The sequence below is a fragment of the Waterburya sp. genome (genome assembly GCF_058530065.1).
Map to the genome: position 1 here is coordinate 1 of NZ_JBZNBU010000050.1, position 12572 is coordinate 12572.

The window sequence follows — 12572 nt, forward strand, 5'->3', positions numbered from 1 at the left end:
AAATTTTTTAGATGGTTTCTATTTGGAATGACTATAGTACGGGAAAAGTATAATTTGGTAATCGGATTTAGTATGAAACAGGTTTAGGCACGAATCTATGGCACTATCCATTTTAAATTTCAAACCACCAGGGATCTACCAGAGAATTTGTTTTGATTAAAAAAGCTTTCTTACGCATAAACCGCGTGAGAGCAGCGACACCCATGCGAGAACTGCCCATCCCAGATAACTTAAAAGCATTTTTTTCTGCTTCATGGATGAATGCAGTTAATCCTGCATCATTGATGCTAATTGCACCAGCCTCTAAATGATTGGCTACCGATCGTGCCTCCGCTTCCGAACCAGCAAATATAGCAGCACTAAGTCCATAGGTAGTGTCATTTGCTAAAGATATAGCTTCTTCGGGTAGAGAAAAAGGCATCACTGGCATAATTGGCGCAAAGCTTTCTTCAGTCATGATTTTCATGGAACGATCTACCTGAGTCAAAACTGTAGGACGACACCAATTCCCACCATCGAGTTTTTCGATCGCGCCACCACAATGAACCACAGCCCCTTTTGCAATTGCATCTTGTAAATGTTCGGCAATAATATCCGCTTGTTTTTCGGCAATGATTGGTCCAATATGCCCTTCTTCAACAGATGGATAAGCTAGTTTCAGATTTTTGGCTTTGACTACCAGTCTTTCCACAAAGCGATCGCCAATCGATTCTGCGACATAAATACGCTCAATGGAGAGGCAAGATTGTCCTGCATTAACTACTGACCCCCACAAAATAGCCGAAGTTGCCAATTCTAGATCTGCCGAAGCTAAAACAATAGCTGGGTCTTTTCCACCCAATTCGAGAAATGCAGGAATGAATTGCTTGGCAGCAGCTTCCCCTACTTTGCGTCCAGTAGCTACACTCCCTGTAAAGCAAACTAAATCAACATTTTCGATTAAAGCAGCACCCGTATCTCCTGCTCCTGCAACATAAGCTAAGATACCTTTTAATTCTGGCACTGAGGCAATAGTTTTTGTCAAAGGTTCTATAAAGCGGGGAGCGATTTCACTGGGTTTGACGATCGCAGCGCAGCCGGCCAACAATGCAGGTATGGTATCGATCGCCGAAAGTAACAGGGGAAAATTCCAGGGACTAATTACCCCCACTAAAGGATAAGGAACTAATTGCTGTTCTAAGCGAATAAAAGGAACTGCTGTAGATCGGGATTCGGTTCGTAATAAATCTGGTGCGAGACGACACCAGCGATCGATGCTGGACAAAAAAGAATCAACTTCAATTCTCGACTCAGATAGTCTGCCTGTATCGGCAACTAGAGCTTCTGTCAGCTCATCCTTATGGGATATTAAAGCATTCTTCCACTGTTGCATTACTGCAATACGCTGTTCTAAACCAGATTCTTGCCAACCAACTTGAGCCTGACGTAAACTACTACAAATTTCAGTCAAGCGATCGCCAGTCGGGGGAGTAATCCAGTAATCAATTTTTCCCGTGCGCGGATTCCGAACTTCAATTTTGCCACCCATAATTCAAATCCTATAAATGTAAAAGCGACTTAATGGTCTTAAGCCTAAATTCAGACAAGATTAATTACGATCTCAGATTTTTATATAAAAGTAATTTTGCATCTAAAACTAATAAAATTCTAAGTTATGGGAGATTCACAAAATATGACACTTTTGTCTCAGTTCACTTTGAAATGTCTTAAAGTTTCTGGTATCGGGGTTGCCAGTTTGTTTCTAGCATTACCCATTGCTCTTTAATTATCATTATGATGAAAAAAGTATTTAAAAATTTACTATGACTGCTATCAAAACATCTTCTAGTCATAAATTACCAGATGGGTCGAAAGTTCCTGCATTAGTTCAGTTAATTAATTGGCTAATTAGACCTTTTGAGTATCTAGAAGAATGCCACGAGAAGTACGGAGATATGTTTACTATGAGGCTAGTGGGACTTCCCCCATTAGTATTTATAGCTAATCCTCAAGGAATTAAAGAAATTTTTAGCACTGATGCTAAACAATTTGACGTAGGGCGTACTAACGATCTGGCTCGTCCGATCGTGGGCAATAATTCTCTGATTATTATGGACGGGGCTCGTCATAAGCGAGAGCGGAAATTACTGATGCCCCCTTTTCATGGAGAGAAAGTAAAGTCCTATGGAGCATCTATCTGTCAAATTACGGAAACTGTAACTTCCCACTGGAAGATAAATACCCCTTTTATTGCTAGAGATGTTGCTCAAGAAATTACCCTCAAGGTAATTATGGAAACGGTCTTTGGGTTTAGTGAAGGAGAAAAGTGCGAACGATTTAGATCGCTGCTAGCTGATTGGCTGGATATCACTGCTTCACCAGTGCGATCGAGTTTTATATTTTTGAAATTTTTGCAAGTAGACTTAGGGGCTTGGAGTCCCTGGGGTCATTTCATTAGAACCCAAAAAACAATTTATGATTTGCTGCAAGCTGAAATCGAAGAAAGACGAACTAACCCCGAAAAACTGGGCAATGACATCCTCAGTTTAATGTTGTCAGCGACAGACGAAGATGGTCAATCGATGAGTGACGACCAATTAAAAGATGAATTGATTACTTTACTAGTAGCTGGACACGAAACTACTGCCACAAGTTTGGCTTGGGCTTTTTACTGGCTGGAAAAATCTCCCCAAATCAAAGCAAAACTATTGCAAGAAATCGCTAGTTTGGGCAAAAATCCCGATCCCATTGAAATCTCTCGTCTTCCTTACTTAACGGCTGTTTGTCAAGAGACACTACGACTTTATCCGACAGTGCCAATCGCTTTTGGACGTATTGCCAACCAAGATCTAGAAATAATGGGTTGTCCCTTTGAATCTGGCACGACATTTGTTCCTTGTATCTATTTAACCCATCACCGAGAAGATTTATATCCCGACTCTCAAAAATTTCAGCCAGAAAGATTTTTAGAGCGAAACTATACTCCCTACGAGTTTATTCCTTTTGGTGGTGGCGTAAGGCTATGTTTGGGCTATGCTTTAGCTATGTTGGAAATGAAACTGGTAATAGCGACCATCCTATCTAAATACGATTTAAAATTAGCAAATAATAAGCCGATAAAACCAATGCGTCGCGGAGGAACACTCGCCCCTTCTAATGGCGTACCTTTGGTTGTAAATGCTGTTCGATAGAGCTAAAGGCTAACAGCGAATAGCTTTTTAGGTAACGCTCAAATAATTCCTAGTTTTGCTAGGCGTTCGATCGTTTCTTGCTGAGTTCTAATAAAGTGTTGGCGTTTGACTTCCCCTTCTAACATGGTATTAGGAGGATAAAAGTTTGGCTGTTGATAACTTTCAGCATATAGAGTCGGGCGATGGCGAGATAGCACGTTTTTGATTCCCGCACGACGGCGATCGCGTCTTAAAGCAGCCAAGTCAATTTCAGCATAGGCTGCCATACTTTCCCCCGAACCTGTTTCGGCTAAAACCAGACCTCGATAGTCAACAATTTTAGAACCGCCATCAACAGAAGCCTGAAGAATTGCCGTATTAGCAATTCCCGCCGTATTTGCAGAAACAACATAAGCCATATTTTCTACTGCCCGCGAAATTTTGGCTGCCTCTTTTGGCGATCGCGCATCGCCATAGACTTCTGAGGTAGGATGAAGCAAAATTTCTGCCCCTCTCATGGTTAAACACCGCGCAATTTCGGGAAACAAGATTTCGTCAGAGGCGATCGCAGCTAAGTTACCGATCGCTGTTTTAGCAACGGGAAAAACCCCCTCTAAACCATAACAATCGAGATACTTATCCCAGACATCGTAGGGTGTGGGGGTATACATAGAATTAAGACGGCGATGGCGTAAAACCATCTCTCCCGAAGGATCGAAGACAAAACAGTTTTGGAAGTAAAGCTGAGGGAAATTGGGATCTAGTTCGTAAGCATTTCCAGCTAAAAATATGCCATACTTTTGAGCAATACTACCCAAGGCATCGTATAAAGAATCTTCCATTTCTAGACATGCTTTTTCCGCCCAAACACCAATAGGTTCTCCCATAGGGAAACCTGTAAGCCAATATTCAGGTAGCAGTACTAAGCGACAATCAGACCCAATGAAAGCACGACTAGCAGCGATTTGCGGATCTAAGCGTTTGATTGCCTGCTCCATCAGCGATCGCGCTTCTGCTCTTGCTTTGACATGATTAACGGCATGGCAAGTTACCTGGAGTGCCAAAGCTCTAAATGAGTCGATGCGATCGGTTTCTGCTTCCATCTTGGTTTATTGTTTTTGGATGATATCTCTTGAATATACGAGGCTATTTCTAAGTTTATCTACTCGCTATAATTTGAATTTAAACCTTTAAATTAATTAATTAAAAAGGATATTGTTTGGGTAGCTGTTGACGATCGCGACAATCTAGTTGGGTTTGCAGTGGTTATGGTTTTAGATAGACTAATTAGAATACCTAAAATACCCAAGCCCAATTTTTGCAACATCAGTTTGATTAATTTCATTTCCTATCCTGGAGACTTGTAGAATTAATCTTTATCGTACGCTAGCCGTACCAGAGTAAACTACCCCCCGCTTGGCATCGAGAGTTAAAATTGCCCCTTCTCGAATAACTTCAGTTGCATTTTTCATGCCAACTATGACGGGGATACCCAAGCGCAAACCTATAACCGCAGCATGACTGGTGAGATTATCTTCTTCGGTAATGATTCCCGATGCTTGGCGAATAATATCGACAAATTGGGCATTTGTAGAGGAAGTAACTAGAATTTCCCCTGGATTAAAGTCATTAATCTCTTTTGCATTTTGAGCGACTCTCGCTCTACCACTAATTGCTCCCTGTCCGATGCCCGAACCTTCTCCTAAAATAGCTTTAACTAATTCCACTTTAATTAAATCCGTCGAACCCGCAACTCCTTGAAGAGTACCCGCAGTCATGACTACTAAATTGCCAGCAAAAAGCCATTCCTTTTCTTGAGCAACATTAATAGCAGCTTGAAAAGTTTGAGTAGCTGAAGGCAAGTCCAAAACTAATAGGGGTTTGACTCCCCACACTAGTTGCAATCTGCGAGATACGTGAACGTGGGGAGTAATTGCCAAAATCGGGGTTTTGGGTCGGAATTTAGACACATTTCGCGCCGTCGCACCAGTTTTAGTTAAAGTCATGATGGCTGCTGCATCCAATTGAGCGGCAATTTGACCCACCGCAGCAGAAATAGCATGAGCGATCGATCGCTTAGTTCTTTTCAGATTATTAGTTTGTTGTTCCTGTTCGATGCGACAGGCAATAGTAGCCATCGTTTGTACTGCTTCTACAGGATAATTACCGACAGCAGTTTCGTTAGACAGCATAACCGCATCCGTACCATCTAAAATAGCGTTAGCTACATCAGAAACTTCCGCACGAGTCGGACGGGGATTGTTGACCATGCTATCTAACATTTGAGTAGCGGTGATAATCGGTATACCCAGTTTATTGGCAGTAGCAATTAAACGTTTTTGCAAGATAGGTACGTCTTCTGCTGGTAATTCTACCCCTAGATCTCCCCTAGCTACCATTACCCCATCACAAAGAGAAAGAATAGCATCCATCTGCTCGATCGCCTCGTGTTTTTCGATCTTGGCAATCACAGGAATTGATTTACCCGCGCTGGAAATTAAATCTTTGATTTCTAAAATATCTTGAGGATTGCGAACGAAACTTAAAGCAATCCAATCTACTCCTTGATCCAAACCGAACATTAAATCTTCTCGGTCTTTTTCGGTCAAAGCTTTGATAGATAAGCAAACTCCAGGAAAGTTGACTCCTTTGTTACTAGAAAGAAAACCTCCTACCACCACTCTACAGTGCAGATCTTGGTTGACTTTATCGATCTTTTCTACTTTCATTTCAACTTTGCCATCATCCAAAAGAATGGTGGCATTTTCAGGAACTTCTGAGGTCAATTTACTGTAGCTCACATAAGCAATTTCTTGACCGCACTCAACCTGACGACTAGTCAAGATATAAGGATCGCCTTTCTTTAACTCAATTTTACCGCTAGCATATTTACCCAGACGAATTTTAGGCCCTTGTAAATCCTGCAAAATACCTACGGGCTGGTCTAATTCAAAAGCAGTTTGTCTGATTAACCGAATCGCCCTCTGGTGATCTTGTTGTGTTCCGTGAGAAAAATTTATTCTCAGAGTACTCGCACCTGCTTTAATTAATTGACGCAGAACATCGGGTTTTAGGGTCGCTGGTCCTACTGTGGCAACAATTTTTGTCCGACGCGGGTTTTTTGGCGATGGCATTATCTTTTTGCTATTGAATAACTGGACTTATGAACTGGCTTGCTACTAGGCAAATACAGCCTGTCAAGGTTTAACTAATATATTAAAAATTTTAGTTGCCAGCTTAGTGTACAAGAAATAAGGGAGTGCTGCAAAGCAGTAATTATGTTTTGAAGATATTGCACTGTTGGACTTGCTTAAAATCTTCGTAAAATTACTCAAATATTGATTAGTAAGTTACATGAATTCTCAATTAAAATAATAAAATCTCAGCCACAATAATTATTGTATGACCAAAAGCAATTAGGTTTAAGGTTTATAGTTATTTTTAAGGTTTAGATTTATTGACATAACTTTCTAAAGTTCCCTCTAGATTAAATCTGTGATGTTTAAAAAAAGCAATTTACTCCCAGCAATCTTGGCTTCGGCTTCTACATTGGGAGTTTTGGTTATTGGATACGGAATTTTAGCTAAGATGACTTCTATTGGTAATAATACGAATAATCAACCAGCAGATCCAAATTTAGTTGCTTCCTCTGAAGATACCTCTACTGTAGCGACTCCTGCGGTTTCTTTTTCCGAACCAGGAATCGTGCCTATGGGGGTATCGATCCGAATTAATGGAGTGCCTCAAATGGAGTCAATTAACCAACTATTAAAAAGAAGTTTTCAAAAAGAATTTCCTGGTACGACCGTAAATATTGAAGCAGATGGCAAAGAGACGGGAATCAGGCTTCTACTTTCGGGACAAATAGACCTAGTAGCTATTTCTCGACCCTTAAACGATAAGGAAATAGCTCAAGGATTGGCTGCGGTTGCGATTGATGGCAAACCTATTCCCAGAAACGAACATTCAGATAAAGATATTTTTTCCTATGCTTATCGAGAACCAGCCAATTCTAGAGTAGAAGCTTTTTTAGGTCATTTATTTTCCAATCGCGGTCAAAAAGTTATAGCTAATCCTTAAAAATTGTTAGGATTTGATAAATCTGAACTGTTCAAAATATCGCGGGGAGAGGAAAAGTCAATTCCTCCTCCACGATCATAAATTTCAAGATTCCACTGTCCCGAACGATTGCCTTCAAAAGAAATAAACCGTCCATTGCCACTGATACTGGGATGGCGAACTTCACCAATAAAATTTTTGGTTAAATTTTCGCTTTGAGCTACGGTGCGATCATACAAAAAAATATCTGTTTTTCCTAGTTGTTCTGAGACATATACAATATATCTGCCGTCAGCACTTAAATCTGCTTGATACTGCATACTACCAGGTTGATTCAAACCAGGAAGAGGTAGTATACGACGACGTTGTAGATCGTAGAGAAATACGCTACGTTCTCGATCGCGATCGCTGTTAAAAACCAAATAGCGACCATCATAGGAAAAACTTGGCATTCCTTCTGCAAAAACAGAGTTAAGGCTACCATTCACACCCTGACTTGGGGGGGTAATATATTTAGAAGTCTGACAGCCAAACAGGCTTAAAATTGCGATCGCGACTGGGAACTTATTTAATAAGTTTAAACTATTGCACCACTTCATTACAGTCGGCAGAATGACTCAAACTCGGTAAAGAACAGCAGTTTACATTGTCTATGCAAACTTTACCCCACTGCAAAGACCACCGAACTAATTCTACACGATTATTCGTACCAGTTTTTTTAAGAATATTGCTGATGTGATTATCTACTGTTCTTTTGCTGATTTCTAATTCCTGGGCAATTTTATGATTGCTCAAACCAGTTACTACTAATTCGACAATTTGTAGCTCCCTTCCTGACAACAACGCTTCATGACTCAGTTTCTCTGCTTCCATTACCATCGCCTAGTACATTTACTTATTGCTCTATTTATTTTAAGAGGTAATGTTGGCTCTCAATCACCTATTAAATGATAAATAAACTTTTATTTAAGAATTTATAAAAAACTGGAAGTGCTGTTAAATCTAGCTTCACCTACAATACAACTTAATCTTAAGAGATGTATTGACCTTAGTATCAAATTTTACGTTATTTTGAAGAGTTTATTTTCTTTTTAGATTTACTCTCTAAAATTTACAAGATTATAAAGTAATAAATAGTGATATTTTAATTTTTATAACAAAGAATCACTAATCTTTAAGGTAAATTGTCAATTGGAGAATCGTACTATCTCATACCATAAAAATTTTACTCCTATCTAATCTATTGCTTTTTAGATAGTACAGTTCACAAAATATATCCATCTAGATTTTAGCGATTTTAAACTAAATCTTAGGCATCTTTAAGCAATTGTTTGACCAAGTTATCTTTGACCATCATTTGACGAAACATTTCTAACAAATATTCTTGAGCTTGTTCTTTACTCAAACTTTGTACTTGTTCTTGAAGAACCTTCAGCTTGAACTGTTGTTCGATACTTAATTGACCTGAAAGATTCATTATCTTCTCCCTAATTATTAGTTTGCCCAGTTTAGAAAATTTTTTTTCGTTTGACTGTATGGGATTAATTTAGCATTACTCACTATTAAACGTCTATTATGTCAAGCAATAATTAATCAAAGTAATAAAAAGTTATAAAATACTTATAGCAAAAAAGTAATTTTGGTGTATTCTGATGCGGAAAAAAAAATAAAATCAACTAGGTTCGGATAACAGATAGCAAAAGCTAAAACGACCGATTCTCGATATATTAATTTATACAAACTATAAAAAAACTATAAAACTATGAATTCTCTCAAAGACGCAAAAGAATTTTTTCAGCGAAGTGCGGGACAATGGCGATCGCAACGTACAACTCATCATCTGCCCTTTAGAAGAGCAGAAAGCGGTGGTTCGGATATCAATGTCGAATTTCTCAATGCCGATGACGAAAAAATCACTGCAATTTGCCAGATGCACGAAGTAGATCCAGCTACGGCGATTGGCGGAGCATTTGTCAGTTGGGATGGTTCTATGGCATGGGATAAAGAAAATGAAGACCACAAAGGAACGACTGTATTTGCCTTAATCCCCGATCTTGACGATCCCAGAAAAGGAAAACTCTTGCGCGAAAGAGGTTATGCAGAAATCGTTCCCGTTGCAGGACAATATCACATGGATGAAGAAGACGGCTTAGTCTTGATTACTGAGTACGAAACCATGAGTATTATCGAACGTTTTTGGTTTGTTAGTCCCGATTTACGCTTGCGTAGCAGTACTGTGAAAAGATTTGGTGGGTTTAATACTGCCACTTTCTGCACTGAATCTAGAGTTACTACTGATAGTGAATTGCTAGAATCTGACAATAAAGAGGTAAAAGCCTTCGCTATTTCAGGTTGGTAGCTAATGGTTGATTGGAATGAAGATTAAGTCCAGCAAAATTAGTTCACAAGTCTGTAATATTTTGTTACTGTTATTTATTCTGAACCCCTATCTACCGTATGATTGGGACTAAGAATTTTAATATACAAAAACAATAGGCGGAGGTTTTGACTTGTCTATTCCCTTATTAGGCTATAAGCCTAGCTCCCAAAATGCTCGTGTCGCAGGATACGACATTGGAGGAGATGACCAACCCAAAATTTATTCAGCAGAGAATTTGCTTTCTTTGTCTGAAATGAACGATTTAATTGAAGCTGCATATCGTCAGATCTTTTTCCACGCTTTTCGTGCAGATCGCGAAAGATTTTTAGAATCTCAATTACGTAACGGTCAAATTACCGTTCGCGACTTTATTCGAGGACTTTTACTATCAGAAACTTTCTATAACAGTTTCTATTCTAAAAACAGCAATTATCGCTTTGTAGAGCAATGCGTTCAAAGAGTTTTAGGACGCGATGTTTACAACGAAAGAGAAAAAATTGCTTGGTCGATTAAAGTAGCAACCAAAGGTATTGAAGGATTCGTTGACGAGCTTCTCGATAGCGAAGAGTATATGGAAAACTTCGGCTACGATATCGTACCTTATCAACGTCGCCGAGTACTTGCTAGTCGCGATAGTGGCGAGCGTCCTTTCAACATTACTTCTCCCCGTTACGACGAATACTATCGCGCTATTTTGGGCTTCCCTCAAATTATTTGGCAAAGCGAAGTTCGTCGCTATACTCCTCAAGAAGCAAAACCCAAAGCTGGAAGTCCAGCTTTGTATTTGGATATGGCACGTAGTTTGCCCAGTAGAGCTAATGCTCCTACTGCTACTTCTGCTACTAACATTAACTATATGTCTAAAGTTCCTTATCGTAAAACTATCTAAAGCAAGTAGTTACTATTTGTTTGAGTCAGTTTCTGCGGTTAGTTGCTAAAGCAATCTTAAAGAGAGAGTTGCAAATTAGCTTCAATAGTCTTTTACAAGATTATGTTGTTAATTTATAACATCTCTCTTTTTCAATTTATAAAATCTTGGACATTCCCCAATAAAAAACAGACTAAGCTCACTAGTCTGTTTTCAAAAAATATTGAGAATATTATATTGATTTTATGTATTTATGGATTTTTATACGCCAAAAGATTTCCCACAACCACAGGTTTGAGAGGCATTGGGGTTAGTAAAATCAAATCCACCACCAATCATGGCATTATTGTAGTCTAGTACTAAGCCATAGAGATATAAAAGACTTTTAGGGTCGCAAATTATTCTAAATCCATCATAATCGAAAACTTCATCACTTTCTTGGATGTTTGTTGGCTCTTCAAAGTCCATCATATAAGACATTCCAGAGCATCCCCCCTGACGAACTCCTACCCGAAGACAGAGTTCTTTATTTCCCTGTTGCTCCTGGAGCATTTTAATGTGTTTGAAAGCTGTGGGAGTAAGTTGAATTCCCCTTTCGATTGTTTGGCTCGCTTCTGTCATCTCGATTGATAACTCCTTTCTAAATTTATGCTGAATTGAGTAAAATAGACGATTCTAGAGAACCCCTAGAAATTTACTATAGAACTTATATATCTTTTATTTTAAATTCTTTTTCTGGAGAAGAAGCGAAAAAATTAATTCTAATTAAATTCAATCGGTATCATTCAAATTATTTATATGGTGGAGAACTAAGAAAAATAAATAAATTGAATCAACAAAATATCTCAATTTAATTGCTTAATTCTCCAACCAAAATCAGGATTCTATTCAGTTACACTGTTGACGCTTAAAGGAACTAAATCTCCGTAGATAGTAAATCCTAAAAGCATGGGTTCGTTTTCTTGAATTAACTTGCCAGTAAGGGCGCAGCTTTCGTCTTTACGAGCAGTTGCTTCGACGGTAGCGCGAATGTCAGAACGAGCAAATTGGGGGCGGTAGTCACCAGATTTTTGATGAACGTAGTTCCAAAGGATGTCGCGAATTAGAGCTTGATAGCCTTGATTGCCAGACAATTCTTTTAGCTTGTCTTTTAGACTCCGTTCCAGACGAATGCTGGTAACTTCCATTTCAGTTGTAGATGTGCGAGTTAGGGTTCGCATTGGTTTTTTCCTCTAGATACTAGACATATACGGTAATATAAGTGTAGTATTAAAAATGCAGTTTGAAAAGGGTTTTTGCGAAATTTAATGTTATTTTTATCACTTTTACCATTGATGTCAAATATAGCGCACCCAGGTATGTGTTTGTGGGTAGTGCTCGGTCAAAAGTGTTTATTTTTCCAGAGTACCAACGAAACAGCATATTTACCAGGGAACAATCGTATCAAAGCTTGTAATTCAGAATATGTCAAGGGTTGTAGAGAATGGCGAGTTAGCCATATATCGGCACAAAGACCAGATAGCAGGGGAAATAGATGGAGAATATCCATCTTAAATTAAATAGTTAACTTAACAAAAATTAACTAAACCCTGCTAAATGAAATGTACTAGCAGGGTTTTTTATCTTGTCAGTTTTTGCTTGGGTTTGGTATCGACAAACAATCAGAAGGTGATTTGTGTCAGTGCCAATCTTGAATAAATAAGAAAAATTTAGTTATGGAGCTACTGAAAATAAGCAAACAGAATCTTTAAGATTCCCGATTGGAAAAACTTTCATTTTGAAGGAGAAAAGCATCTCATGTTAAAAATCACTTATTTAGAAGAAGGAATTTATTTAGAATACTTGCCAGAATCTGTTGCTACATGGAAGGCGAGTCGAATTTTAGTAAGCTTGCGGGCGGGGATGAGTATTTATACTGAACTAAGTCGGGCTTCATTGGTGCTTCCTGCCTATACTTCTTATTTAGCAGGTTTAGTTGAATTGGATGAGAAACAATTAATTGAAGTTACTCCTTGCGATGAAGAATATTTGGAAATTTCTTTGTCTGGTACTTGGGTTACTCAAAGGAAGGATAGAGAAGAAGGGGTGTTTGTTTGTGAATTAAATCACAGCAGCG

General features: G+C 38.7%; 15 protein-coding genes. 6 read left to right on the forward strand and 9 right to left on the reverse strand.

All coding sequences use genetic code 11. The features are described from left to right. Window positions 1–112 precede the first annotated feature (112 nt). Window positions 113–1528, reverse strand: a complete 1416-nt coding sequence (locus AC33VI_RS03355; protein ID WP_491780855.1) for an aldehyde dehydrogenase family protein — start codon at window positions 1526–1528, stop codon at window positions 113–115. A 274-nt stretch (window positions 1529–1802) separates the two neighbouring features. Between AC33VI_RS03355 and AC33VI_RS03360 the strand changes: the two genes are divergently transcribed. After that, on the forward strand, window positions 1803–3170 hold the full coding sequence (locus AC33VI_RS03360) for a cytochrome P450 (RefSeq protein ID WP_491780856.1): 1368 nt from the start codon (window positions 1803–1805) through the stop codon (window positions 3168–3170). Window positions 3171–3208: 38 nt separating this feature from the next. Here AC33VI_RS03360 and AC33VI_RS03365 read toward each other — a convergent pair whose 3' ends face one another. The 3 genes from AC33VI_RS03365 to pyk form a co-directional block, all read right to left on the reverse strand. Next, window positions 3209–4252: a nitrilase-related carbon-nitrogen hydrolase gene (locus AC33VI_RS03365; RefSeq protein ID WP_491780857.1), complete on the reverse strand. Its 1044-nt coding sequence runs from the start codon at window positions 4250–4252 to the stop codon at window positions 3209–3211. 92 nt (window positions 4253–4344) lie between these two features. After that, window positions 4345–4494: a hypothetical protein gene (locus AC33VI_RS03370; RefSeq protein WP_491780858.1), complete on the reverse strand. Its 150-nt coding sequence runs from the start codon at window positions 4492–4494 to the stop codon at window positions 4345–4347. 31 nt (window positions 4495–4525) lie between these two features. Then, a complete protein-coding gene (pyk, locus tag AC33VI_RS03375; protein WP_491780859.1) occupies window positions 4526–6283 on the reverse strand; it encodes a pyruvate kinase in 1758 nt (585 codons plus the stop codon). A gap of 364 nt (window positions 6284–6647) precedes the next feature. On the opposite strand from pyk, the gene AC33VI_RS03380 reads away from it, so the two are divergent. Then, window positions 6648–7229, forward strand: coding sequence for a substrate-binding domain-containing protein (locus AC33VI_RS03380; protein ID WP_491780860.1), 582 nt, complete (start codon window positions 6648–6650; stop codon window positions 7227–7229). Here AC33VI_RS03380 and AC33VI_RS03385 read toward each other — a convergent pair. The 3 genes from AC33VI_RS03385 to AC33VI_RS03395 form a co-directional block, all read right to left on the reverse strand. Beyond that, window positions 7226–7807, reverse strand: coding sequence for a TolB family protein (locus tag AC33VI_RS03385; RefSeq protein WP_491780861.1), 582 nt, complete (start codon window positions 7805–7807; stop codon window positions 7226–7228). The two genes, AC33VI_RS03380 and AC33VI_RS03385, sit on opposite strands and share 4 nt — an antisense overlap. Further along, entirely contained in the window at window positions 7791–8081 is a 291-nt protein-coding gene (pedR, locus tag AC33VI_RS03390) for a photosynthetic electron transport-dependent transcriptional regulator PedR (protein ID WP_491780862.1), read from the reverse strand. The genes AC33VI_RS03385 and pedR overlap by 17 nt, the downstream gene beginning before the upstream one ends. 436 nt (window positions 8082–8517) lie before the next feature. Next, window positions 8518–8685 carry an NblA/ycf18 family protein gene (locus tag AC33VI_RS03395; RefSeq protein ID WP_491780863.1) on the reverse strand — a complete coding sequence of 56 codons (168 nt, stop codon included), beginning with the start codon at window positions 8683–8685 and terminating at the stop codon, window positions 8518–8520. A 285-nt stretch (window positions 8686–8970) separates the two neighbouring features. On the opposite strand from AC33VI_RS03395, the gene AC33VI_RS03400 reads away from it, so the two are divergent. Together AC33VI_RS03400 and AC33VI_RS03405 are read left to right on the forward strand one after the other, a co-directional pair. Continuing rightward, complete coding sequence (locus tag AC33VI_RS03400; RefSeq protein WP_491780864.1) at window positions 8971–9567, forward strand: phycobiliprotein lyase; 597 nt, start codon at window positions 8971–8973, stop codon at window positions 9565–9567. A gap of 151 nt (window positions 9568–9718) precedes the next feature. Next, window positions 9719–10477 (forward strand): phycobilisome rod-core linker polypeptide, encoded by a 759-nt coding sequence (locus AC33VI_RS03405; RefSeq protein ID WP_491780865.1) that lies wholly within the window; start codon window positions 9719–9721, stop codon window positions 10475–10477. A gap of 240 nt (window positions 10478–10717) precedes the next feature. Here AC33VI_RS03405 and AC33VI_RS03410 read toward each other — a convergent pair whose 3' ends face one another. Both AC33VI_RS03410 and AC33VI_RS03415 read right to left on the reverse strand, forming a co-directional pair. After that, a complete protein-coding gene (locus AC33VI_RS03410) occupies window positions 10718–11077 on the reverse strand; it encodes a HesB/IscA family protein (protein ID WP_491780866.1) in 360 nt (119 codons plus the stop codon). 263 nt (window positions 11078–11340) lie between these two features. Further along, window positions 11341–11676 carry a hypothetical protein gene (locus AC33VI_RS03415; protein WP_229639993.1) on the reverse strand — a complete coding sequence of 112 codons (336 nt, stop codon included), beginning with the start codon at window positions 11674–11676 and terminating at the stop codon, window positions 11341–11343. Window positions 11677–11790: 114 nt separating this feature from the next. Between AC33VI_RS03415 and AC33VI_RS03420 the strand changes: the two genes are divergently transcribed. Then, window positions 11791–12015 (forward strand): hypothetical protein, encoded by a 225-nt coding sequence (locus AC33VI_RS03420; protein WP_491780867.1) that lies wholly within the window; start codon window positions 11791–11793, stop codon window positions 12013–12015. Between the two features lie 238 nt (window positions 12016–12253). Next, a partial coding sequence (locus tag AC33VI_RS03425) for an alr0857 family protein (RefSeq protein ID WP_491780868.1) occupies window positions 12254–12572 on the forward strand: 319 nt, incomplete at its 3' end.